Origin of the sequence: Exiguobacterium sp. UBA6282 (assembly GCF_002440475.1) — a bacterium.
Taxonomy (GTDB): Bacteria; Bacillota; Bacilli; order Exiguobacteriales; family Exiguobacteriaceae; genus Exiguobacterium_A.
This window is the reverse complement of the sequence record NZ_DJUM01000053.1, coordinates 90,862-113,677: the sequence shown is the minus strand read 5'-3', so window position 1 is coordinate 113,677 and position 22,816 is coordinate 90,862. Positions and strand designations below refer to the sequence as shown.

Genomic DNA, 22,816 nt, shown 5'->3' with positions numbered 1-22,816 from the left:
ATGGAAAAACACGAACCGCAATTAACACGCAATCAAGTCGAACTCGAAATGAAAGCAGAACGTGGTCGTGAGACTCAACTGCAACTCATCAGTTTCGCACTCATGATTTTCTTGACGCTCATCGCTTTCGGTGCAGTCATGGCAGATCTCATGCCTCACTGGGCAGCTGGTGGATTCTTGATCATCATGGCAATCGTTCAAGTTTATCTCCAGCTTTATATGTTCATGCACATGAACAATAAAGGCAACACATGGATCAAAGTTATGATGGGTCTTGGTATATTCGTCGCCTTGACGATCGTCGCAACGCTCCGTCTGTTAATCTGGTAAGAAATGTGACCATTCTGCTAACGTTTAGCAGGATGGTCTTTTATTTTGGAATCGTTTTATGAGAAACCTTTACAATGAAATAGGGGAACGGTAATCTTAGTTTGTAAGAGAAAGGAACGGGGTGAAGAAATATGTTAGGCAATTTAAGGGGAGCACTTTCGCAATTCGAATGGACTGTCTTATGGAGTCCGTATTATGCGTTGATACTCGTTGGATTGTATATCCTATATGCTGTCGTGACAGAAAAGCTGCGTCGTCCGGACGAGCCGGAAACAACGCTCGGACAAAAATTTTCGATGCTCGCGGCATTGGTCGTTTTTTACATCGGTTTTGGAAGTCCGTTAGACCTGCTAGCGCATATCACCTTCTCTGCACATATGTTGCAGATGGTATTCGTCTATATGGTCGCACCGCCGCTCTTGTTGATTGCACTACCAGAGTGGCTTTATAAGCGCTTGTTCAATATACCGTATCTTGGGAAGATTCTTCGTTTCTTCGTCAAGCCGTTGATTGCACTCGTCGTCTTTAATGCCTTGTTTACGTTTTATCATATGCCATTTATTTTTGATTATGTCCTGACGAACTATACCGTTCACCGTCTGTTCCATGGAACACTTATTTTCTTGAGCATGACGATGTGGTATCCGATCATTGCACCCGTCAACGAAAACGATAGTTTGTCTGACCTGAAGAAGATGGTCTATATCGTCGCGAACGGTGTCTTATTGACACCTGCTTGTGCGTTCATGATCTTTAGTCAAAGTTTCCAGTATCAAGCGTACCAGGATCCAGCGACGTTCGCGAAAGTACTCGCTTACTGTATGCCGAACAATGATTTGAGCGGGTTGAATCTGGAACGATTGCTTGGAACGACTGATGACTTACTAGAGGATCAACGCTTCGGTGGTGTCCTGATGAAGCTCGGTCAAGAACTCGTATACGGTCTATTCTTCGGATTGACCTTCTTTACATGGGTACGCCGTTCGAAAAGTACTGCCGTGGATGAAGGCATGTCCTTCACACCAAAAGCGGATTAAATTGGAGGAAGTTGGAACATGAGTTATTTGCCGTTGATTTGTGTATCGCTGATTGTCATCAGTGCGATTTTCGTAGCGATTGGCTGGTTCTTGATTGCTCAGACACGTCGCAACATGAAAGCTCACCAAACCGTGATGACAATCGCTGCTGCACTCGCTTTACTGTTTTTCATTATGTACGCCTTACGGACGATTCTACTTGGTAATACCGCTTTTGGTGGTCCTGCATCCGTCAAGCCATATTACACAGGATTCTTGATTTTCCACATCCTACTTGCGACATCCGGTGGGGTGCTTGGATTGATGGCGCTCTATCATGCCTATAAGAAGAACTTTGCGCGTCATCGTAAAATCGGACCAGTTGCTTCGATCATTTGGTTTTTGACGGCAATCACCGGCGTCATCGTCTATTGTCTATTATATGTCGTCTACGATCCTGGTGAGACGACGAACGTATTCCGGGCGATCTGGAGTCATTAAGGGGGAGCCAACTTGAAAAAAAATAGTTACTTGACGGTTGCTGCCGTTGTCCTCATCTTAGTTGCGGCAGCCGGGGGATATTATTATTTCTTCATGAAAGAAAAATTGCCTGTTATCGCTGAGCCGACACCGTTTGAATTAACGAACGCCGTGAACGGTAAGTCGTTTAACTCGGAAGATGGAAAGGTCAAGGTATTGACATTCTTCTATTCGAACTGTCCTGATATTTGTCCGTTGACGCTAAATGATTATCGGAAACTAGAGAAAAAGCTTCGTAGCGAAGAGCTATATGGAAGTGACGTCGAGCTCGTTGCAGTGACAGTCGATCCGAAAGTCGATACACCGAAAGTCTTAAAAACGTATGCTTCCAACTTCGAAGCAGATGCTGAAGGATGGAGAGTACTGACAGGAGACCCAGTCGTCATCGATCGTCTGACACGTCAGTTGAACTTCTATTATTCAAAAGCAGAAAGCGGCTTAGTGACACACGGGACGCAAATGTTTATTTTAGACCGTGAGAACAAAGTTCGGGCGATCTCTTCGATGGCGAAGACACCGGACGAACCAGTCGACTTGGAAGAAGTCATGTCTTCAGTCACACAACTAGCAAAGGAGTGAAGGAAGATGACTTATGAAGATTACATGCAAGGAGATGTGATCGTCTCTGTTCAAGCAATCGAGGAGTTACTCGCTTGTACGATCGAAGATTACGGGGTTCGACACTATCGGATTAAACGGATGGACTGGGAAGAGATTGCTTTTAGTGTAAAAGTGGATGTCTCAGCGACGTCACTGCATGCGCTCTATCAACATGTACGTCAACAACTTAAGATTCAACTCGGCGATGACGTCGTATCTTACGTACAATTCGTCACGCGCTAAGATAAAACACACGAACGCTGCGCAATCACTATACAGATAGGTAATGAGCCGATGACTTCATAAGTAGTACGAAGTCATCGGCTTTTTTATTGGAAAAAAGACCGAAAAAAATAGAGGTCCCGATTGGAACCTCTACGTGTAGCTTATTTTTCAAGTGTTTCAAGCAGTGCTGCTAAACGACGTTCGCAGTCCTTGACGATTTCCGGTGGGAACGTCTCATCATACTCGACGCCGTGTGGATAGTAATGTTTCCCTAGAAGTGGTGTCATCATACGGACGACAGCGTGACGGTCTTCGATCTCACCTTGGATCGCATAGACTGGAACACGGAGATAGAATACTTCGCCTGTTGATTGTTTTTCGTATTTCATGTCGTACATCGCACGTTCGTAATCCCATTGTCCTTCGCGAACGAAACGGTGATGATCCATAATTGTTTCAAGAAGACCGAACTTCAGTTCCTTGCCTTCGATGCCATATTGTTCAAACTTCATGTTTGAATCCCCCTATACCCCAGTTTGCTAGTAGATACTAGTCTTTCCAAACTATCATACCATAATGAATGAAACGATGACGTAAAAGTTGTGAAGTCATTTTGAAGAATTCATGAACTTCCGTATTTTCGTTCAACGTACTCAAGGATCGTATCTGGTGCATGAATACCGAGATGATTGAGTCCTTCACCACCAAAGAAGACGTTGAACTCGAGAACGTACCATTGTCCGTCGCGGATGATAAGATCAAAACCAGCGTGATCGATATCAAGCTGTTTCGCAAGCGCGAGCACGAAATCAATTGCACCTTGAGGCACATCATCGAAATCAAGGACGCCACCTTGAGCGACGTTATTTAAGAACTGTGCACCACCGACTCGCCAATATGCCGCGAGGACTTGATCACCGACAACGACGACACGTAAATCCTTTTCGTTCGGAATGTACTCTTGGATGTAGAACGTCTCGTGTGTATCCGTGTATTTCTTCCAGTCCGCTTCATTTTTGATGAGATGAACACCTTGCCCCATCGAGCTACGGACTGTCTTAGCGACGAACGGAAACGAAAATTCACGTAAGACTCGATCGACCGTGAACTCATTTTTCCCGTAGATGCCTGTCCGAGGGATATTGTCCGGAATGACGGTCTGAAAAATCCGAGTCATCTCGATTTTGTCATGACCTAGGTGGAACGTAGCGGCAGATGGAAAAATCGGCTTCTTCATTCCATAGATGATCGAGTGGATTTGCCAGTATTCCGGGAACAAGACGACGTCCGCCTGTTCAATCTTTTTCAAGGAATCAAAGTGATAATCTGATTTGGCATGTTCCGTCTTGATTCCAATCGTCCGGAACATATTAAAAGAGAGCAGTTGCATAAAGTTCATTCCTTCCTTCTGAACAAATTATACACAATTCAACGGGCTAGGAGGGAGAGAAATGTTATGATAAGATGGTAAAGTTAAGGAGGAGATTCGTTGTGATATATACCGATAAGACGATTGACCTCATCAACGCAGCGGAAGACCTCATTCGATCTCTCGCTCAAAGTGAAACGGGGCAAGCATATAGATGTGCGAAACAAGCACAGCAAGAGTCAGTGGAGGCACAGTCCGTCATTCGAGACTTTCATCAAGTCAAAGAAGATTACGAACTCGTGCAACGATTTGGACGGTACCATCCGGACTATCAGACGATCACAAAAAAGGTCCATGAAGTCAAACGTCGACTTGATCTACAAGAGGAAGTCGCGCAGTTTAAAAAAGCAGAAAAACAACTCGAGACGCTACTTGGACAAATTAGTCTGAAACTCGCTGGTGAAGTATCACCGCAAATCAAAGTACCAACGGGGAATCCATTCTTTGACCAAGGATGTGCCGGAGGCTGTTCGACCGGTGGAAGTTGCAGTTGTAGCGGATAATGAAGATGAAGGGGGTAGGCTGGCGTGATCAAGGAACGAGTGGGACTCATCGTCTATGTCAATGCGATGAAAGCATCCCGTCAATTACGCCGTTACGGGAACGTCTACTTTACGTCTAAACGTGAACGATACGTGCATCTGTATGTCGATTTAGATCAGCATGAACAGGTGATGGAAGTCATTTCGACTCTTCCGTTCGTCGAATCGATCAAACGTTCAGAACGACCGTTCATCACGGAGACGTTCGCGAATAAAAAAGGTAAAATGCAAGAAGAAGCATAATCCAAGGAGCGATGAGGACATCCTCGTCGCTTCTTTGTTGAAAGGAATGAAGGAAATGCGAGTCATTTCAGGGGAACGGAAAGGAACGCGGCTAAAAGCAGTACCAGGGGATCAGACACGACCGACGACGGATAAAGTAAAAGAATCGTTGTTCAACGTCATCGGTCCCTATTTCAATGGAGGACGAGCGCTTGATCTGTTTGCGGGTAGTGGTGGTCTTGGCATCGAGTCTCTTTCGAGAGGATGCGATGAGGCGGTATTCGTCGACCAACACCATAAAGCCATTCAGACCATTCAAGATAACTTGCAGACGACGCACTATACGGATCAAGCACGTGTGTTGAAAAAAGACGTTACGATCGCCTTGACGGAACTAGCCTCCGAAAAGCCATTTAAATTAATTTATTTAGACCCTCCCTATGCAAAAGAACGATTGACGGAACACGTCACGTACATAGAGCAACACGACATGCTGACAGACAATGGTGTCATCGTGTGTGAACATGACTCTGCTGTTGTATTACCGGACCGGATCGGACGGCTAGAGGTCGTTCGTCGACTTCGTTATTCCGCTGTCATCTCAATCACGTTATATGAATTTATGGAAGCGGAGGAAGACCACGTATGAAACGAATCGCCATTTGCCCAGGGAGCTTTGATCCAATCACGAACGGACATTTAGACATCATTGAACGGGCTGTTCCGATTTTTGATGAGATCATCGTTGCCGTATTGAACAATTCTTCGAAGCAACCGCTCTTTTCTGTTGAGGAACGGATGGAGTTGATTGCAGATGTGACGTCGCATCTACCACATATCAAGGTCGATTCCTTCAATGGTTTGCTCGTCGATTACGCAGCGGAAGTCGGCGCAACCGCGATCGTCCGTGGTCTACGGGCGGTCTCGGACTTTGAGTATGAAATGCAGGTCGCATCCATCAACAAAAAGATGAACGATCAAATCGAGACACTGTTCATGATGACGAATAACCAGTATTCCTTCTTAAGTTCTTCGATCGTCAAGGAAGCGGCCAAATACGGTGCTTCCGTCGTTGATCTCGTGCCATCTTCCGTCGAAGAGGCGCTACGTCAGAGATATACGAGAGGAGAACTGCGATGAAAGCTTGGAAACCCGCCTTAGCAGCGGTCATTGCTGCCTTGCTCGTGTTTTTCGTGCCACTTCCGTATTTTATCTCCTATCCAGGTGATGCGACATCGACTGAAGATTTGATTGATGTGTCTGGGGGTGACAAGGAGCCAGGCGATTTGATGATGCTGACGATCGCCCAACGTCGAGCAACCCCTTACTTCCTCGTAGAAAGCCTCTTCCTACCGTTTTCCGAAACGTCGAGCGTAAGTGATTATTTGTACGACGGAGAGTCAGATGCACAGTATGAAACACGTCAGAAACTATACATGGAAGAAGCACAACATAATGCGACGATCGAGGCCTATGAATTAGCTGATAAAAAGGTCGATATCGACTTTAAAGGGGTCTATGTGTCCGGTGTCATTCCAGGTGGTCCAGCCGAAGGGAAACTGAAAGCTGGAGACCGGATCACGGGCGTCGATGGGAAATCGATTACGTCATTTGATGGCTTCATGAAGACGATTCAATCGAAAAAAGCAAAAACAGCCGTTCCAATTCAGTTCACGCGTAAATCAGAAGTCAAGAAGACGACGATTCGAGTGGATCAGTTGTCGAAAGAAGTCAAACGTGTCGGACTTGGTATTTATGAACCATTACCGATCTCAAACGTAACGACAGACCCCGCTATTAAGTTTCAGATCGAGGATGTCGGTGGTCCTTCTGCAGGAATGATGTTCACGCTTGAAATCTATGATCAATTGACGCCGGGTGATTTGGCGAAAGGACATAAGATTGCCGGTACAGGAACGATTGAAGAAGGCGGTAAAGTTGGACCGATCGGTGGTGCGTGGCAAAAGGTAGTCGCTGCTGACGAGGCAGAAGCAGAAATCATGTTCGTACCAGCAGGAGAGAACTACAAAGAAGCAAAACCATCCATTAAAAAACTCGGAACGAACATGAAGCTCGTTCCGATCAAGACAGTTGAAGATGCGATTGATTATTTGGAAGAACTTCCNNAGCGAAATAAGGAAAACGACGGTGTTCGAGCAACGCGTCGTAGCGAGCCAAGGGCAGTGCGTATGCAGCTGTCACTTGGCTTTCTTTTGTTAGCCAAGGATGGCTCGTGAACGTACTTAAAACAGGGACACGCGTTTTGATACTCTTAAGTGCCAGTCGTCCTTGTTCTGAAAAAGCGAGGGGGCGAACGAAATCAACATGATCATAATCAATCCGTGCGACCTCTTCCGTTGTCGTTGAAGTCAACAGATAGACAATGGCACGCTGCAGGCTTGTACGCGTATAACGACGTGTTTTGACGTGATTTAAAAAGAAATCGAACGTCTCTGCTTGTTTGGCACCTTCGATGAGACGAGGAGCTAGTGAAGCATCAATTCCGGCGATTCGTATCAACTCAGATACGGGAGTCGTCAATAGGCGTTGTCGAATCCATGGATAATAATGCGAAAAATGAGCGAAAGAAGCGTTTGTAAGGACGTCCTCCGTCTGTTCGGGAAGTGCGAGCAGCTGACCGTGCGTCTGGTAATGGGCGCGTATCGCAGTGGCGCTCATGATAGCTCCGGTTGATAGGTCATGATAGCCACTTCCAATTCGTTTTGTCGTATGAAGCGAAACGGTCTTCGCGGCGCGAGCATAATAATAACCAAGTGTATTGTTCGGTTGTGTCAAATCAAGCGTCTGTGAGACACTCTTGAACGCTTGACTAGCAGCGTGAGCAGAAGAAAGACCAGCTGTTAATCCGTCACGTAACGCTTGCTTATATGCAAGAGTCTCTTCAATTTGTTCCGATGCCGCATGCAAAAAGGGATGGATGTCTCCACATTCGCTTCCGAACGAAAGTGACTCACAACCAATCGTCTCAGCGATCGTCACCCCACCGAGCGCAAACCGATCTGCGCGTTGGACGGCAAAATAAAAGGGGAGTTCAAGAACGAGATCAACGGCACCACTTGCGACTGCTGCTTGAGCACGTGTCCATTTGTCTGTAAAAGCGGGCTCACCACGTTGCATGAACGTCCCGCTCATGATGGCGACGATGACGTCGGCATCCGTTTCCCGTCGTGCTGTCGTCGCTTGATAATAGTGTCCATTATGAAACGGATTGTACTCTGAAATGATAGCTGTCATCCTCATGAAAACTTTCTCCTTTGCAAACCGAATTAAGTGCGGTAATATGGATAAAGACGTCCAAAAGTGTTCGTTCTCTAGCGATTTCAGTGTAAAGAAAAAACATTGACAAAACAAGATGTCCTCTCTATAATTCATATTGTTGCAATTGAGGTGATTCGGATGAAATGGTCCCTGATGCAATTGAATAAATTGCGCAATCTGGGTCAACTTCAGGTTAACGAGACGATCGAGCTCAATGAGCTAGTCGCCCTCCATCCGGATATCCGGGCGGTGCAACCTGTGCACGTTCGTGCAAATGCATCGTTTACATCGAATCAATTAATATTCAATCTCCGGATTACCGGCGAAATGACGCTTCCGGATGCCCGGACGCTAAATGACGTCGCTTATCCATTCGAGATTGAATCCATCGAGCCATTCCTGCTCGAGGTTGATGCTGTTTCGAACGAAGCAGATGACATCAACGTGCCGATCGGGAATACGGTCGATCTTCGACCGCTCGTGCAAGAATTGATTTTACTTCATGTGCCAGTGCAAGTGCATGGGGATGATGAAGAGAATCAGTTGGTTGAGGGGGAAGGCTGGACGATTCTTTCTGAAGAGGATCCAGAGGAAACCGAACCAAAAATCGATCCGCGACTCGCGGGTCTCGCTCAGTTCTTTAAAAAAGATCAGGATTCCTGATTTCTGAAGTAAAGGCGAGTGTATTTTTTCAAGGAGGTGGACAACGATGGCAGTACCATTCCGCAGAACGTCGAAAACACGCAAACGTCTTCGCCGTACTCATTTCAAACTCCGTGTACCAGGTATGGTCGAGTGCCCAAACTGTGGTGAAATGAAACTTTCACACCGTGTTTGTAAAGCATGTGGCTCGTACAAAGGTAAAGAAATCGTCAGCAAGTAAGCTGATTGATCGGTATAAAAGCGACCTTCGAATCGAGAAATCGGTTTTGGGGTCGCTTTTTTCATGAAAGGGGAAATGATGAAGATGAACGTTGGAATCATTGGCGCGGGAGCCATCGGTTTATTGCTTGCCTCTTATTTATCGGAAGAGCATGCAGTCACGCTCTATACTCGACAAGAACAAGAAGAGGAACGTTCGATCATTCGCGATGGACAGGCAAGTCGACTTGTACGAATCCGGAAGATTGATCGACTCGAGTCAGAAGACTTGGTGTTTGTAGCGACAAAGTCGTATGATATAAAAAGTGTGATTCCATTCCTCAAACGGCTGACGTGTCCCGTCATGTTCCTGCAAAATGGAATGGATCATTTGAAATGGAAAGAGCAATTGCCGCAAGTCTTATTCGGTGTCGTCGAACATGGAGCCATGCGCACTGCGCCGTTTGAAGTCAGGCATACTGGACAAGGACGTATTCGATATGGAAATCAAGAAATTTCGAACTTGTCGTCAATACAGCTCCGTTTTGAATTCGAGTCGGATATGGAAGCGGTCTTATTGACGAAACTGTTCATCAACGTCGTCATCAATCCAGTGACGGCATATTACGGTGTTGAGAATGGATCCTTGTTAGAAATGCCTTATCGACAAGAAGCACGTCAATTATTTGACGAAATGCAGACGATTTTTCCGAATCATAGCATTACTTATTCCGAAATCGAGCGAATCATGGAGAACACGAGTAAAAATCGTTCTTCGATGTTACGAGATCTTGAGCAAGGACGCCAAACAGAAGTGGAACCGATACTTGGATACGCGTTACGTCAGGCGACGACTGCGACGCCACGTTTATCTTTTTATTATGAACAGATCAAACAGAGGGAGGGTCCGCAGTGACGGTTTTCATCATTTTTCCTTTATTCAGCCTACTTGCGTTGTATCTCATCTTTTTACTTCTGTTTCGAAAACACGGGAAGGCAGTCCGATTCGCACTCGACGTTGGGACATTCATTGTTCTATATGCCATTCATGTCGCATTGATTGCCTTGACCGGAACAAATTACTTAGGATGGATCGTCATCGTCGTGTTGGTAGTGTTTGCGTTGAACGCGCTCTGGCAACGGATTCGGCAACTTGATGTCGATTTAAGACAAATGATTCGGCACAGTTGGCGGATCATCATCTTGCTAGCGTTACCCGTTCATTTCGTGTTATTCGTGCTCGGTATACGTCAACTGTTCATCAGCTGACGAGTTAGGTAAGAAAGAAGGGATTTTGTTTGAAGGTACAACCATTTGAAGCCTTATATGATGACAACTCGCTGATGCATCGTGCTTCACGAGAAGAATTCTTAACATATGTCGATCACCTCGGAACGAGTGGTTTAGCGTCGAGAAGCCGCTTACTTGAAGAGCGTCACTATCCGCATCTTGCGGCGCTAACGGACGAACTCGAACGCCAAAATCCAAATATGACGGAGCGATTGCGGGAGCGTGTCGCGAAACTTCGTACAGGTGAGGCACAAGCTGTGGTCACAGGGCAACAAACCGGCATCTTTGGCGGACCATTATATGCCATCTATAAACTGTTGACCTGTCTTAAGGTCGCGCAGCAGGCGGAAGCGACACTTGATCGCCCTGTCGTTCCGATTTTTTGGCTCGCGACCGAAGATCACGATTTTGATGAGATCAATCATGTTTATGTTCCGACAGCAGATTTTCAAACGCGAAAAATCGCAGTCGCCCCTGCGGAAACGATTGCCCGCTCGGTCAGTCGCTTGTCTTTTGATCAGCCGGCACTTCTAGAAATCATTGAAGAAACGTTCCGGGCAATGCCGGAGACGATCCACACGAAACGATTAGTTGCGCGGCTGAAACAACTCGTTGAAGAATGTACATCGTATGGCATGTTTTTCTCACAATTAATCGGCGAATTGATCGATTTCGATATCGTCTTCTTTGATGCTGATACACACCCTGTCCGTGAACTCGAGATTCCGTTTTTTGAACGATTGATTCAAGACAATGCGGAATTCAGACAGGCATTGACGGACGGAATAACACAGACGAAAGAATTACCCGACACATTCTTGAACGAGGAGGCCGCGCATCTTTTCATCGATGATCACGGTCGTCAGTTGCTTTATCCGACAGCAAGCGGATTTGAGACGAAACAAGGGAAGCGGTATACAGAACTTGAATTGATCGCGTTACTGTACGCCAGTCCGGAACGATTCTCAAACAGTGTCGTGACCCGACCATTGATGCAGGATTATCTGTTCCCGACGCTTGCCTACATTGGTGGACCGGGAGAATTAGCTTACTGGACGCGCTTACGCCCACTGTTTCACCATCTGAAGTGGACGATGCCGTTATTAATCCCTCGTATGGGCGGATTACTCGTGCGTCATAGCGATGAAAAACGGCTTATGAAACTCGACGTATCACTCGAAGAGATCGTCCGGTCAGGCGTTCCGATTCCCGTCTATTCGGAAGAGCAGATGACAGGGCGCCTGCAGACGGCAGCGATGCTGAAAGATAGCTTCGTCTCCGAGTTTCTTTCGCTCGAACATCAGCTACTGCGAACTTCGAGTAAGAGTGAGAAAATCAAGAAACAACTCGAACAATCGATTGCTAGTTTGTTAGCAGAAGATCGACGTCAATTTGATCGACAGACGCGACAGTATAAAGAAACGGCCTATCATTTGCTACCGGATGGAGCGCCACAAGAAAGGATTCACTCCATCTTACCGTGGTTGAATCATCATGGTCCTGATTTTGTTCGGGACTTAAGGAACGCTTATGAGGCAAATGCGGCTGAACAACTGAAAATTTTCCTTTAAACCTGCTGAAACAAGCAGGTTTTTTTGATTTTTTAGCGAAAATTACACAAAAGTTAAATAAATCAAGGAAACTGTCTCATTTTCGTAACGTTTTCATGAGAGAATGTGATACATTGAAAAAGAGTAACGTCCTTCAAGGACAGTGAAAGGTGAGGCAGGACATGTTTGAGCATGAAACGGTATTGAAATGGGAGTCAATCGAAGGACTCGCGATTAAACCCGACGGTATTTACGTCGATTGTACATTAGGTGGAGCAGGACATAGCGAAGAGATCGTCAAACAACTGACGACAGGTCATCTATACGCATTTGATCAAGATGATGTCGCCCTTGCTCATGCAGCAGAACGTCTCGCGGCGTATGAAGGTCGCTTTACTTTAATAAAGAGTAATTTTGCTTATCTAAAAGAGCAATTAGCAGCACATGGCGTCGAGAAAGTAGACGGCATCTTATTCGATCTTGGTGTCTCTTCACCACAATTAGACGAAGGGGAACGGGGATTTAGTTACAATCACGATGCACGTCTCGACATGCGCATGGATCAATCTTCTCCACTTTCTGCCTACGAAGTCGTCAATGAATGGTCTTACAATGATCTCGTACGTATCTTCTTTACATACGGGGAAGAGAAGTTCTCAAAACAAATTGCACGCAAAATCGAAAAAGCGCGGGAAGAGCAACCAATTGAGACGACGTTCGAACTCGTCGAATTGATCAAGGATGCGATTCCAGCACCAGCACGACGTAAAGGTGGTCACCCTGCGAAACGGACGTTCCAAGCGATCCGAATTGCCGTCAATGACGAATTGAACGTCTTTGACCGTGCGGTACACCAAGCAATTGATGTATTACGGGTTGGTGGACGTTTATGTGTCATTACGTTCCATTCACTTGAAGATCGTATGTGTAAACAGGCGATCAAAGAAAAATCATCACTACCCGAGCTTCCACCGGGCTTGCCGATGATACCGGTCGAGATGGAGCCCGAACTCCGACTCGTCACACGCAAGCCGATTACAGCTGGTGTCGAAGAGCTGGATGATAATCGTCGCGCTCGATCGGCAAAATTACGAATCGCTGAAAAAATGAAAGAATCTTGAGAGGAGCATTCCAATGGCAGAACCACTTCGTAAATCGGTCCAAACGGTTCAACCCGTTCGTCAACAACCTGTTCAGGAACCACGGAAGACGGAAGATATCGCACGTCGCGTCGCCGTCCGTCCGAAGTATCGCTTGTATCCCTTTGAAAAATTCTTATACAGTGCGATGATTGGTGGTCTTGTGTTATTTGGGAGTTTGACGATCAGTACGCACAACGAGGCGTACAATGTCAGTCGTGACTTAGCGAAAGAAAACCAAGTCACACAGTCACTCAAAAAAGAAAATGAACGTTTACAACTAGAGGTCACGAACTTAAGCTCTCCGGAACGGATTTATAAGATTGCAAAAGAACAGGGTCTTGATATGCGTAAAGGGAACATCAAGGTGATTCCTAAATGAATCCACTGAAAAAATCCCGTTGGAGAGTAGCCTTTATCATGGTGATATTTGCTACTCTCTTTTTTGTGTTTATTGGCAGATTTTTATACTTAGCGACAACTAAACAATTCCATGGGGAAGATATGATTGCCTATGCTGAGAAAAAGCGATGGGAGTCCCAGGAGACGCTTGGGGCAGAACGCGGTGAAATTTTTGACCGTCTCGGTTCTCCAATCGCCATTAATGTTCCGTCGTATCACCTGATTGGTATTTACCGACTAGGTGGCGTCAAGGATCCGGATGAGACGATCGTCGACTTCAAAAAGACGGCTGAAGGTCTTGCACCGATACTTGGAATGACGACGAAGGAACTGGAAACCTATTTGATTGAGAACAAAGAACGTTCGCAAATCGAATTCGGAAAAAAGGGAAATGACTTAACACTCGATCAAAAAGAGAAGATCGACAAGTTAAAACTCCCTGGAATCCGGATGATCGAAGAGCCAAAACGATACTATCCGAACGGTATCTTCTTGTCCGATACACTCGGATTCGTCCAAAAGATCACCGAGGAGAATGGTCGTGTCGCGTTACAGGGACAAATGGGGATCGAAAAACAGTATGATAATGCCTTGAGTGAGTCTTACGGTGCACGCGTCTTCGAGAAAGACCGGAGTGGTAATCCGTTGATCCAAGGTTCTTCACGTGTCTCGAATGAACCGAAGGACGGATCGAATCTGTACTTGACAATCGATCATCGCATTCAACAGTCGCTTGAGAAACAGATGCAAAAAATGTACAACACGTATAAGCCGAAAAACGCAACGGGTATCGTCATGGATGCGAAGACTGGTGAAATCCTTGCCATGGCGGATCGGCCATCGTTCAACCCGAATTTACGTGACATGAAAGATTTTACGAACTTCGCCGTATCCTCACGATTCGAACCGGGTTCAACGATGAAGATTTTTACGCTCGCAGCAGCGATTGATGCGGGAGTCTTCCGTCCGAACGAGAAGTATAAATCGGGTAGCTATAATTACAAAGGAACGGTCATCAAGGATTACAATGATGTTGGTTGGGGCACAATTCCGATGATCGAGGGCGTCTATCACTCCTCGAACGTCATGTTCTCGAAGTTGACAGCAGAAAAACTTGGGATCGAACGGTATAAAGAATACTTTAAGAAGTTTCATTTTGACCAACGAACGGGTATAGACATCTCGGGAGAAGTAAACAGTCAGTCTGATTTGTCAAAACCGCTGAATGCGCTCATCACTTCATGGGGACAATCGACTGCAGTCACACCAATGCAATTACTCCAAGGGGCAACAGCAATTGCTGGTGACGGTGAAATGGTCAAACCGCATATCATCCAAAAAGCTGATCATACGGATAAAGCACCGTACCGAGCGAAAACAGAAGTCGTCGGTAAGCCAATTTCGGCAGAGGCGGCCAAAGCGACGCGGGATGCACTGGACGGTGTCGTCAACAGTAAAATCGGAACGGGTCAAATGTATAAGTTGAAAGACTACCGTGTCATCGGTAAGACCGGTACAGCTCAAATTTCTGAGAACGGAAAATACATTCAAGGAAAATTCATTCACTCGTTCATCGGCATGGCACCAAAAGATGATCCGGAATTGATCATGTACATCGCGGTCGATCGTCCGTCAAAAAATGAATCATCAGTTTCAGGACCACTCATCATGAGTCCGGTGTTCAAAAGTGTCATGAATACAGCATTACAGTACCGGAGCATTCAACCGGAAACGCAAAAAGATTCGGTGGATGTCAAAGCGAAGATTACGCCGAGCTATATCAAGAAGAGCGCTCGACAAGCAACGGATTTGGCGAAAGAACAAGAAGCTGTTCCAATCATCCTTGGGGATGGAGCGGAGGTCGTTTCGCAGATTCCGTCTCGTGGTCAAGAATTCGTCAGTGGAGAACGTGTCTTGCTGAAGACGGCGAACACATTTAAGATGCCGAATCTGACGGGGTGGTCGCAGCGAGACGTCAAAAAGCTCGTCAGCTTATATGACTTGAAGCTCGATGTCATCGGTAAAGGTTTTGTAACCAAACAATCAGCTCGAACTGGTACACTAGTGAAGGAAAATGGAAAGTTGACGGTCGAACTAGCTGAACCTAAAGAATAACGGTGGGGCAAGTTTCCTGATTTCTACAGGAAGACGAGGACGAACAGGAGTCATTCGTTGACTTTTGCATTCGTCCTCTTTTGCTGTCATCGAATGGAGGTATATATCATGTTAACAATTACGCAAATTGCTGAGTGGCTGCATCTTGATGTCAGAGACGACCGGGTCGTCCGCCACTTCGCAACGGATTCACGCGCACATCTTGAAGATGGTCTCTATGTTCCAATTCAAGGAGCACGCGTCGATGGTCATCGCTTCCTGGAAGGCGCAAAAAATCAAGGAGCGATCGTCACCTTATGGAAGAGAGGGATTGATCGACCGGACATCGATGTCGTTTTCTTAGAAGTCGATGAACCACTGGTTGCCTTGCAAGAGATCGCTAAACAATACTTAATGCGGATTGCGCCAAAAATCGTTGCCATCACTGGATCGAATGGCAAGACATCGACGAAAGACATGGTCGAAAGTGTACTCAAGACAACGTTCAAGACACATAAGACACAAGGGAACTTCAATTCGGATATCGGGATGCCGTTAACGATTCTCATGATGCCGGCTGACACGGAAGTCGCCGTACTGGAAATGGGAATGAACGGTTTTGGCGATATCGAATTCTTATCGAATCTTGCTGAACCAGATATTGCGCTCGTCACGAACATCGGTGAATCCCATGCGGAGCAAGTCGGTGGACGTAGTGGAATCGCCAAAGCAAAGCTTGAGATTCGGTCTGGTCTTAAACCAGGAGGTCATCTGTTCGTTGATGGGGATGAACCACTTCTAGCAGAAGTCGAAGCGGAGAAAATCGGTTATCAGATTGGGAATACGTACCGGATCGAGACGACAGAAGCAACATTTTTCGGAACAGCCTTTGCTTACGATGGTACTGCCTTTCATCTGCCTGTGTTAGGAAAACACCAAGTCCGAAATGCAGCGTACGCGATTGCGACAGCGCGCGCGCTTGGCGTGACGGATGCCCGGATCCAAGAAGGATTCGACGCGGTTGAACTGACACCAATGCGGATGGAACGACTGCTCTTTGAGGAGACGGCGGTCATCAACGATGCGTATAACGCAAGTCCGACATCGATGAATGCAGCGATTGAGACAATCACTGCATTAGAAGGGTATACGACGCGTGTTCTCGTGCTCGGCGATATGTATGAACTAGGAGACCAGGAACGCTTGTTACATGCCTCGGTCGGAAAGCGGATTACGTTACCGGTCTCGCATGCTATTCTAGTAGGGGAGAAAGGCGCGTGGATTGCTGAAGGAATCAGCGACCCATCCGTCCAAATCCAATTTGCGGCATCTGTTGAGGATGCTGCTGAACAATTGCGTTCGCTGCTTGGAGAACGAACAATCGTTTTATTGAAAGCGTCACGTGGGATGGCGCTCGAACGGATATTGACCTATCTGAACGAAAACTAATTTTTGAAAAAGGGTGTCTGCTATGATCACATTATTCATCAGTCTTATTCTTGCATTTCTTGTTGTACTACTTGTTATGCCAAAGGCAATTCCGTTTCTACACCGATTGAAGTTCGGTCAGGAAATTCGGGAAGAAGGACCTCAATGGCATCAGGTCAAATCGGGAACGCCAACGATGGGCGGGATCGTCATTCTCGTCGCGATGATCGTCAGTGTTCTTGGAGCAATCGTCATGGGTGATTTATCAACGACACAGTTATCGTTACTCTTTTTAACACTTGCATATGGTGCGATTGGTTTCATCGATGACTACATCAAAGTCGTCAAGAAGCGTAATCTCGGCTTGAATTCGAAGCAAAAACTGATTGGGCAAATCGTCGTCGGATTGTTATTCGTTTGGTTGAGTGGTGGATTTACGAGTGACGCGACGTATCTGTCGATTCCATTCACAGACTTCAAACTTGATTTTGGTATCATCTATCCGTTCGTCGCCTTGTTCTGGTTAGTCGGATTCTCGAATGCTGTCAACTTGACAGACGGGTTAGACGGTCTCGTATCGTTTACGGCGATTCCGACATTCCTCTTCTTCGGTTTGTACAGTTTGTTCATCGCGGATGAAGTAGGTGCTGCTTGTTTTGCCTTCTCAGCAGTTGGTGCCCTAATTGGATTCCTTTTATTCAATGCTCATCCAGCAAAAATCTTCATGGGCGATACAGGGTCCCTTGCACTCGGTGCCGCACTAGCAGGTCTATCGATTGTCCTAAAACTAGAACTTCTCCTTGTCTTGATCGGCATTGTCTTCGTTGTAGAGACACTATCTGTCATTCTACAAGTCATCTCATTTAAGACGACAGGGAAACGTATCTTTAAAATGAGTCCGATTCATCACCATTTTGAAATGGTTGGTTGGAGCGAATGGCGGATTGTCGGTACATTCGCAGGAATCAGCTGTTTGATGGCATTCATCGCCTACGTATTTATGTGATAAAAACGAAGAGAGAAAGTGAGCGATTCAACAATGGAACAACGACAATGGAATGATCAAAAGGTGCTCGTTCTCGGAACGGCGAAAAGTGGAATCGCAGCCGCTCGTTATTTAGCGAGCGTAGGTGCAGAAGTGACAGTGAATGACGGGAAAACACCGTCCGAGAGTGATCAAGCAGTGCTTGCATCACTCGATGTCCAAACGGTTTATGGTGGGCATCCGCTTACACTACTCGATGACATCGATTTGATCGTCAAGAATCCAGGGATTCCGTATCAGATCGAATTGTTACAAGAAGCATTACGACGCAACATTCCCGTTTGGACAGAGGTGGAACTGGCGTATCACGCAACAGATGCGACGTGGATTGCTATCACAGGATCAAACGGGAAAACGACGACGACGACACTCGTTCATGAATTGTTGAAAACAGGGTCTCGACGTGTGCATTTGGCAGGCAACATTGGATTTCCGGCAATTGAAATCGCACGTCAGGCGAAACGAGATGACATCATCGTCATTGAATTATCGAGTTTTCAATTGATGGGGATCGATCAGTTCCGACCATACACAGCGGCCTTTTTAAATCTATCACCGGCACATCTCGATTATCATGGTGATTTTGAATCATACGGAGAAGCAAAAGCTCGGATTTTCAAAAACATGACATCTTCGGATCGGCTTATCTTGAACGCTGATGATGCATCGGTCAACGAGCTCGGTAAGACAGCAAATGTGACGCCGCTCCTATTCTCACGTCGTCAATCTGCTTATGCAGAAATAGTGAATGATGTGTTGACGATCAATGGATCGAGTATTCTACCCGTCAAAGAACTTGCTCTCGGTGGTGGTCACAATGTTGAGAACGTCCTCGCGGCCTTAGCGCTCGTCGAACCATTCGACTTACCATTAGCGAATGTCCAGCATGTGCTACGGACATTCGGAGGAGTAGAGCACCGGACACAGTTCGTCGGTGAAATTGCTGGTCGAAAAGTTTATAACGATTCGAAAGCGACGAATAACGTCGCGACAGAAGCAGCCCTATCTGGATTCACGACAAACATCATCTGGTTATGTGGTGGGCTCGAGCGTGGAGCGGATTTGACACCGCTACTCGATGCGATGAAGCACGTCAAACATGTCATCGGACTGGGAGAAACCGGACATCGCTTCGGAACGCTTGCATCTGAAAACGGCTATTCATCAACGGTCGTCAAGACGATGGATGAAGCCGTGAAAGTAGCGTTTGAAGTATCACAACCTGGAGACATCATTCTTTTATCACCAGCATCCGCAAGTTGGGATCAGTATAAGACATATGAAGAGCGCGGCGATCATTTCGTTCGTGCCGTACATGAAGTAGGGGGAACAACAGTATGAAAATCGTCGTCTCTGGTGGCGGTACAGGTGGTCACATCTATCCGGCACTTGCCATGATCCGAGAGCTCGAAGAACGCATGCCGTGTGAGGTCCTCTATATCGGAACAGAAAACGGTCTCGAAGCGGATATCGTCCGTCGGGCAGGAATTCCATTTGAATCGATTGAGATCTCTGGCATCCGTCGTTCGCTGTCGTTCGAGAACGTCAAGACGGGTATCCGGTTTGTCAAGAGTGTCCGACGGGTTCGCCGACTACTGCGCCAGTTCCAACCGGATATTGTCGTCGGTACAGGTGGGTTCGTCTGTGGACCTGTTCTGTACACGGCAGCAAAAATGGGTTTTAAGACACTCGTTCATGAACAAAACAGTCTTCCCGGTATCACCAATAAATTTTTAGCGCGTTATGTGGACCGTGTCGCATTATCCTTCAAAGGATCCGGTCATCACTTCGGTAAAAACGAAACAAAGACGGTTCTGATCGGAAACCCACGCGCTTCTGAAGTAGCGGAGTTACAAATCAACCCAACGGAAGAGCGTCAACGTTTCGGTTTCGAGGAAGGGCGTCCACTCGTTGTCATCTATGGTGGTAGTCGTGGTGCGCCTGCCATCAATGAAGCAGTCGTCGACATGATGCCGAAAGTTGAACAAGCCGGATGGTCGCTCCTCTTCGTTACGGGTCAGATTCATTACGATACGATTGTTTCACGCGTTGGCTCAGTACCTGAACGCATTCAACTGCGTCCATTTGTATATGATTTACCGAACATCCTAAAAGCAAGTCAACTTGTCATTTCGCGTTCGGGAGCAAGTACATTAGCAGAACTGACGACGCTTGGGTTACCGAGTGTCCTCATTCCAAGTCCTTACGTGACGGAAAACCATCAAGAAGTCAATGTCTCATCGCTCGTCGAGACAGGTGCGAGTCTATTGATTCGTGAACAAGAACTGACAGGTGAACGGTTATTTGATGCATGTGAAAAAGCATTGGCGCAACAACAAAAGATGTCTGAAGCAGCACTTGCGCTCGGTATGCCGAATGCATCACGAGACTTAGTTGATGAATTGTTACGACTAACAGGACAAAAAAACTAAACTATTGCAGGAAAAGACCGATAGGGAAATGAACTGTTACGTATAGAGGAGGAATGAGACGTGAGGGAACGGAGAGCGGTCGAACGACCGCAAGAGGACAAGAACGTCCGCAGTCTCGAGGATAAGATACCTTATATCCGTGAACAACGTCGCAAAAAAGCTAACCGAAGACTCATTTATGTCCTGATTTTGATTGGTCTATTGGTCGGTGTCGTCTTTTATCTGCAGTCAAGCTATTCCCGGGTCGCTCGATTTGATGTTGATGGTAACGTCAATGTGAAATCAGAGGATATTTTGCAAGCATCCGGGATCAAGGTGAAAGAGACACATGCCTTTAATGTGTCAGAGGAAGACGTTCTTGAACGGATTGAGAAGGTCCCAGGTATTCAAGAAGCAACGATGCAAAAGCAATTTTTGCACCAATATCGCGTGACGGTGACGGAAGAGAAAGAGATTGCCTATGCGAAAGATAAACCGGGAGACCGGATCGTCCTTGCGGATGGAACGATCATTCCCGGTAAGTCGAAGGAAGAATTGTTTGACGCTCCGATCCTGACTGGCTTCACCGATCAATCTCTAAATCGATTGACGAAGGAGCTTGTTAAAATCGAGCCGAAAGTACGGAGCCGGATATCCGAGATCGTCGCTAATGATAAGACTGACAAAGGTGGTCTGAAGTTGTTCATGACGGATGGGAATACGGTTTTGCTCAGTACTTCTGCCTTTTCTAATTCATTGAATGAATATGTAAAGGTCATTTCTGCCTTACCAAAAGGAAAGACAGGAACAATTACAATTGATGGTGGTATCTATTTCAAACCATATAAAGGGAAAAAATAGAAGATTCGTAAAGGGCTGACGAACAAAAAAACAAACATGTGTTTTCATTCGTCGACCTTTATTTGAATCGTCATCAAATCGTAATCTATTAGGACGCTAAGACGGGCAATAACTTCTTTTCGTAAGTATTTATATAGTGTAGACTTAAACGAGAAGAAGCCTGATCTATTCCTAGAATATAATTAGGAATAAAAAGGATTAGTATTATGAAAGTGGAGGTGTCACTCCCATGGAAACGAAAGGTACGATTGCCGCACTCGACATTGGGACATCGGAGGTGAAGCTCATCGTCGGTGAACTACTTGGTGGAACGCTGAACGTTCTTGCTGAAGGTTCTGCACCATCCGCGGGTGTTAAACGAGGTGTCATCGTTGACATCGATCAAACGGTACATGCCATTAAACAAGCGGTCACAGAAGTGGAACGTACACTTGGTGAACCAATTGGTGAAGTATATGTCGCTATTTCGGGCGAGCACATTCAAGTCAAGGATTGCCAGGGGATGACGTCAATCAAAGGTGAGGACAATGAAATCACGGATGATGATGTGAAAGATGTCTTGCATTCTGCGATGGTCATGCGAATTCCAAATGAACTCAGTGTAGTTGATGTCTTGCCGAAGACGTTTACGGTTGATCAGCAAACAGAAATCACTGATCCAAGAGGAATGATTGGTTATCGTCTCGAAGTAACAGGGAAGCTCATCATCGGAGCGAAGACGATCCTACATAGCATTAAACGTTCCATTGAACGGGCTGGTTTAGAGCTTGCTGGATATGTGCTGGAGAGTTTAGCGGTATCTAGAATCGCAGCATCGATTGATGAACTAGAACTCGGTGTTGGGATCATCGATATCGGACATGAGACGACGACGCTTTCCATCTATGAAAAGAACGATCTCGTCTACTCGACGACGTTGCCTTACGGTGGAGATCATCTGACACGTGATTTGACGTACAAGATGAACTGCAAATACCAAGATGCGAAACTCGCTAAAGAAGAATACGGCGTTGCACTCGAAGCACTCGGTGATCCGGAGGAGAAAGTCTCATACGTCACGATCAACGGGGAACATCGTTTCGAACCACAATCAGAGATCGGATTCGTTTTAGAAGCGCGACTTGAGGAAATCTTCGAGATGATTCAAAAACGAATGACGCAAGCGGGATACGCTCACATGAATAGCGGCTTGATCTTATGTGGTGGAAGTTCTTCACTACCTGGCATTGATCAGCTCGGAAAACGGATTTTCAAGCAGAGCGTCAATGTTTATCAGCCTGCTAGTCTTGGTATTCGTCATCCGAAGTATGCCGTTGCAGCTGGTATGTTACGTTATGTACTCTCAAGAAGCGCCGTATCGAAATCAGGTTTCGACCGGGCAGAAGAGAAAGAAGTCGTAGCATCCGGACGTGAGCAGGATGCACTGCTCATGAACGAACAGGCATCACCTGCTCGTGAAGAACGACCAACGCGTGAACAGCCTCCAAAAGAGAAAAAGTCATTCAGTAGTTTCTTTGAGAAATTCTTTGGTTAATGCCTACAAAAAAATCCA

Annotated in this window: 26 protein-coding genes and 1 pseudogene; 24 read left to right on the top strand and 3 right to left on the bottom strand. The window is 46.2% G+C overall.

Annotation, left to right across the window (positions count from 1 at the left end):
• The 5 genes from B2751_RS13700 (at position 1) to B2751_RS13680 (ending at position 2,729) form a co-directional block, all read left to right on the top strand.
• Positions 1 to 330, top strand: a complete 330-nt coding sequence (locus tag B2751_RS13700) for a cytochrome C oxidase subunit IV family protein (RefSeq protein WP_035406746.1) — start codon at positions 1 to 3, stop codon at positions 328 to 330.
• 131 nt (positions 331 to 461) lie between these two features.
• Complete coding sequence (gene ctaG / locus B2751_RS13695) at positions 462 to 1,367, top strand: cytochrome c oxidase assembly factor CtaG (protein WP_035406749.1); 906 nt, start codon at positions 462 to 464, stop codon at positions 1,365 to 1,367.
• An 18-nt stretch (positions 1,368 to 1,385) separates the two neighbouring features.
• Positions 1,386 to 1,847, top strand: a complete 462-nt coding sequence (locus B2751_RS13690; RefSeq protein WP_290751586.1) for a DUF420 domain-containing protein — start codon at positions 1,386 to 1,388, stop codon at positions 1,845 to 1,847.
• Positions 1,848 to 1,859: 12 nt separating this feature from the next.
• Complete coding sequence (locus tag B2751_RS13685; protein WP_035406755.1) at positions 1,860 to 2,465, top strand: SCO family protein; 606 nt, start codon at positions 1,860 to 1,862, stop codon at positions 2,463 to 2,465.
• 6 nt (positions 2,466 to 2,471) lie between these two features.
• Positions 2,472 to 2,729: a hypothetical protein gene (locus B2751_RS13680; protein WP_035406757.1), complete on the top strand. Its 258-nt coding sequence runs from the start codon at positions 2,472 to 2,474 to the stop codon at positions 2,727 to 2,729.
• A gap of 143 nt (positions 2,730 to 2,872) precedes the next feature.
• Here the strand turns inward: B2751_RS13680 and B2751_RS13675 are convergent, their stop codons facing one another.
• Together B2751_RS13675 and B2751_RS13670 are read right to left on the bottom strand one after the other, a co-directional pair.
• Positions 2,873 to 3,223: a YugN family protein gene (locus B2751_RS13675; RefSeq protein ID WP_035406760.1), complete on the bottom strand. Its 351-nt coding sequence runs from the start codon at positions 3,221 to 3,223 to the stop codon at positions 2,873 to 2,875.
• Between the two features lie 110 nt (positions 3,224 to 3,333).
• On the bottom strand, positions 3,334 to 4,101 hold the full coding sequence (locus B2751_RS13670; RefSeq protein ID WP_231496837.1) for an ATP-grasp domain-containing protein: 768 nt from the start codon (positions 4,099 to 4,101) through the stop codon (positions 3,334 to 3,336).
• Between the two features lie 101 nt (positions 4,102 to 4,202).
• On the opposite strand from B2751_RS13670, the gene B2751_RS13665 reads away from it, so the two are divergent.
• The 5 genes and pseudogenes from B2751_RS13665 to B2751_RS13645 form a co-directional block, all read left to right on the top strand.
• Positions 4,203 to 4,643 carry a YlbF family regulator gene (locus B2751_RS13665; RefSeq protein ID WP_035406766.1) on the top strand — a complete coding sequence of 147 codons (441 nt, stop codon included), beginning with the start codon at positions 4,203 to 4,205 and terminating at the stop codon, positions 4,641 to 4,643.
• Between the two features lie 24 nt (positions 4,644 to 4,667).
• Positions 4,668 to 4,925: a YlbG family protein gene (locus B2751_RS13660; RefSeq protein WP_035406768.1), complete on the top strand. Its 258-nt coding sequence runs from the start codon at positions 4,668 to 4,670 to the stop codon at positions 4,923 to 4,925.
• Between the two features lie 46 nt (positions 4,926 to 4,971).
• Positions 4,972 to 5,553 carry a 16S rRNA (guanine(966)-N(2))-methyltransferase RsmD gene (gene rsmD, locus B2751_RS13655; protein WP_081780349.1) on the top strand — a complete coding sequence of 194 codons (582 nt, stop codon included), beginning with the start codon at positions 4,972 to 4,974 and terminating at the stop codon, positions 5,551 to 5,553.
• Positions 5,550 to 6,044, top strand: a complete 495-nt coding sequence (gene coaD, locus B2751_RS13650; RefSeq protein WP_056062364.1) for a pantetheine-phosphate adenylyltransferase — start codon at positions 5,550 to 5,552, stop codon at positions 6,042 to 6,044. Before rsmD ends, coaD begins: the two co-directional genes overlap by 4 nt.
• A pseudogene (locus B2751_RS13645) lies at positions 6,041 to 6,961 on the top strand (SepM family pheromone-processing serine protease); the annotation flags it as partial. The gene coaD and the pseudogene B2751_RS13645, both read left to right, overlap by 4 nt.
• A gap of 25 nt (positions 6,962 to 6,986) precedes the next feature.
• Here B2751_RS13645 and B2751_RS13640 read toward each other — a convergent pair.
• Positions 6,987 to 8,159 (bottom strand): tRNA(Met) cytidine acetate ligase, encoded by a 1,173-nt coding sequence (locus B2751_RS13640; RefSeq protein ID WP_422653610.1) that lies wholly within the window; start codon positions 8,157 to 8,159, stop codon positions 6,987 to 6,989.
• A gap of 162 nt (positions 8,160 to 8,321) precedes the next feature.
• Between B2751_RS13640 and B2751_RS13635 the strand changes: the two genes are divergently transcribed.
• The 14 genes from B2751_RS13635 to ftsA all read left to right on the top strand — a co-directional run bounded on the left by B2751_RS13635 (position 8,322) and on the right by ftsA (position 22,798).
• Positions 8,322 to 8,846 carry a YceD family protein gene (locus B2751_RS13635; RefSeq protein WP_023468813.1) on the top strand — a complete coding sequence of 175 codons (525 nt, stop codon included), beginning with the start codon at positions 8,322 to 8,324 and terminating at the stop codon, positions 8,844 to 8,846.
• A gap of 46 nt (positions 8,847 to 8,892) precedes the next feature.
• Positions 8,893 to 9,066 (top strand): 50S ribosomal protein L32, encoded by a 174-nt coding sequence (gene rpmF, locus B2751_RS13630; protein ID WP_012370841.1) that lies wholly within the window; start codon positions 8,893 to 8,895, stop codon positions 9,064 to 9,066.
• Positions 9,067 to 9,150: 84 nt separating this feature from the next.
• Complete coding sequence (locus B2751_RS13625) at positions 9,151 to 9,960, top strand: ketopantoate reductase family protein (protein WP_035409503.1); 810 nt, start codon at positions 9,151 to 9,153, stop codon at positions 9,958 to 9,960.
• The gene (locus tag B2751_RS13620; RefSeq protein WP_035406782.1) at positions 9,957 to 10,313 is read left to right on the top strand and encodes a DUF3397 family protein; all 357 of its coding nucleotides are present in this window, start codon (positions 9,957 to 9,959) and stop codon (positions 10,311 to 10,313) included. The genes B2751_RS13625 and B2751_RS13620 overlap by 4 nt, the downstream gene beginning before the upstream one ends.
• Before the next feature lie 29 nt (positions 10,314 to 10,342).
• On the top strand, positions 10,343 to 11,905 hold the full coding sequence (gene bshC / locus B2751_RS13615; protein ID WP_290775301.1) for a bacillithiol biosynthesis cysteine-adding enzyme BshC: 1,563 nt from the start codon (positions 10,343 to 10,345) through the stop codon (positions 11,903 to 11,905).
• A 161-nt stretch (positions 11,906 to 12,066) separates the two neighbouring features.
• Positions 12,067 to 13,005, top strand: coding sequence for a 16S rRNA (cytosine(1402)-N(4))-methyltransferase RsmH (rsmH, locus tag B2751_RS13610; protein WP_056062348.1), 939 nt, complete (start codon positions 12,067 to 12,069; stop codon positions 13,003 to 13,005).
• 13 nt (positions 13,006 to 13,018) lie between these two features.
• Positions 13,019 to 13,405: a cell division protein FtsL gene (ftsL, locus tag B2751_RS13605; RefSeq protein WP_023468808.1), complete on the top strand. Its 387-nt coding sequence runs from the start codon at positions 13,019 to 13,021 to the stop codon at positions 13,403 to 13,405.
• Between the two features lie 122 nt (positions 13,406 to 13,527).
• Positions 13,528 to 15,540, top strand: a complete 2,013-nt coding sequence (locus B2751_RS13600; RefSeq protein WP_231496838.1) for a penicillin-binding protein — start codon at positions 13,528 to 13,530, stop codon at positions 15,538 to 15,540.
• A 108-nt stretch (positions 15,541 to 15,648) separates the two neighbouring features.
• Positions 15,649 to 16,968 (top strand): UDP-N-acetylmuramoyl-tripeptide--D-alanyl-D-alanine ligase, encoded by a 1,320-nt coding sequence (locus tag B2751_RS13595; RefSeq protein ID WP_290775298.1) that lies wholly within the window; start codon positions 15,649 to 15,651, stop codon positions 16,966 to 16,968.
• Between the two features lie 22 nt (positions 16,969 to 16,990).
• Positions 16,991 to 17,953, top strand: coding sequence for a phospho-N-acetylmuramoyl-pentapeptide-transferase (mraY, locus tag B2751_RS13590; RefSeq protein WP_290775296.1), 963 nt, complete (start codon positions 16,991 to 16,993; stop codon positions 17,951 to 17,953).
• Positions 17,954 to 17,986: 33 nt separating this feature from the next.
• Positions 17,987 to 19,333 (top strand): UDP-N-acetylmuramoyl-L-alanine--D-glutamate ligase, encoded by a 1,347-nt coding sequence (murD, locus tag B2751_RS13585; protein WP_290751545.1) that lies wholly within the window; start codon positions 17,987 to 17,989, stop codon positions 19,331 to 19,333.
• Positions 19,330 to 20,424, top strand: a complete 1,095-nt coding sequence (gene murG, locus B2751_RS13580; protein ID WP_290775294.1) for an undecaprenyldiphospho-muramoylpentapeptide beta-N-acetylglucosaminyltransferase — start codon at positions 19,330 to 19,332, stop codon at positions 20,422 to 20,424. The genes murD and murG overlap by 4 nt, the downstream gene beginning before the upstream one ends.
• 60 nt (positions 20,425 to 20,484) lie before the next feature.
• Positions 20,485 to 21,264: a cell division protein FtsQ/DivIB gene (locus B2751_RS13575; protein WP_035406806.1), complete on the top strand. Its 780-nt coding sequence runs from the start codon at positions 20,485 to 20,487 to the stop codon at positions 21,262 to 21,264.
• A 229-nt stretch (positions 21,265 to 21,493) separates the two neighbouring features.
• Positions 21,494 to 22,798, top strand: a complete 1,305-nt coding sequence (ftsA, locus tag B2751_RS13570; protein WP_035406809.1) for a cell division protein FtsA — start codon at positions 21,494 to 21,496, stop codon at positions 22,796 to 22,798.
• The last annotated feature ends 18 nt before the right edge of the window (positions 22,799 to 22,816 follow it).

Bases quoted from the DNA above. Each gene is read 5' to 3' on its own strand.
- B2751_RS13700 (WP_035406746.1), top strand. From the start codon at position 1: ATGGAAAAACACGAACCGCAATTAACACGCAATCAAGTCGAACTCGAA.
- ctaG (WP_035406749.1), top strand. From the start codon at position 462: ATGTTAGGCAATTTAAGGGGAGCACTTTCGCAATTCGAATGGACTGTC.
- B2751_RS13690 (WP_290751586.1), top strand. From the start codon at position 1,386: ATGAGTTATTTGCCGTTGATTTGTGTATCGCTGATTGTCATCAGTGCG.
- B2751_RS13680 (WP_035406757.1), top strand. From the start codon at position 2,472: ATGACTTATGAAGATTACATGCAAGGAGATGTGATCGTCTCTGTTCAA.
- B2751_RS13675 (WP_035406760.1), bottom strand. From the start codon at position 3,223: ATGAAGTTTGAACAATATGGCATCGAAGGCAAGGAACTGAAGTTCGGT.
- B2751_RS13670 (WP_231496837.1), bottom strand. From the start codon at position 4,101: ATGCAACTGCTCTCTTTTAATATGTTCCGGACGATTGGAATCAAGACG.
- rsmD (WP_081780349.1), top strand. From the start codon at position 4,972: ATGAAGGAAATGCGAGTCATTTCAGGGGAACGGAAAGGAACGCGGCTA.
- coaD (WP_056062364.1), top strand. From the start codon at position 5,550: ATGAAACGAATCGCCATTTGCCCAGGGAGCTTTGATCCAATCACGAAC.
- B2751_RS13635 (WP_023468813.1), top strand. From the start codon at position 8,322: ATGAAATGGTCCCTGATGCAATTGAATAAATTGCGCAATCTGGGTCAA.
- rpmF (WP_012370841.1), top strand. From the start codon at position 8,893: ATGGCAGTACCATTCCGCAGAACGTCGAAAACACGCAAACGTCTTCGC.
- B2751_RS13625 (WP_035409503.1), top strand. From the start codon at position 9,151: ATGAACGTTGGAATCATTGGCGCGGGAGCCATCGGTTTATTGCTTGCC.
- rsmH (WP_056062348.1), top strand. From the start codon at position 12,067: ATGTTTGAGCATGAAACGGTATTGAAATGGGAGTCAATCGAAGGACTC.
- ftsL (WP_023468808.1), top strand. From the start codon at position 13,019: ATGGCAGAACCACTTCGTAAATCGGTCCAAACGGTTCAACCCGTTCGT.
- B2751_RS13600 (WP_231496838.1), top strand. From the start codon at position 13,528: ATGATTGCCTATGCTGAGAAAAAGCGATGGGAGTCCCAGGAGACGCTT.
- B2751_RS13595 (WP_290775298.1), top strand. From the start codon at position 15,649: ATGTTAACAATTACGCAAATTGCTGAGTGGCTGCATCTTGATGTCAGA.
- mraY (WP_290775296.1), top strand. From the start codon at position 16,991: ATGATCACATTATTCATCAGTCTTATTCTTGCATTTCTTGTTGTACTA.
- murD (WP_290751545.1), top strand. From the start codon at position 17,987: ATGGAACAACGACAATGGAATGATCAAAAGGTGCTCGTTCTCGGAACG.
- murG (WP_290775294.1), top strand. From the start codon at position 19,330: ATGAAAATCGTCGTCTCTGGTGGCGGTACAGGTGGTCACATCTATCCG.
- ftsA (WP_035406809.1), top strand. From the start codon at position 21,494: ATGGAAACGAAAGGTACGATTGCCGCACTCGACATTGGGACATCGGAG.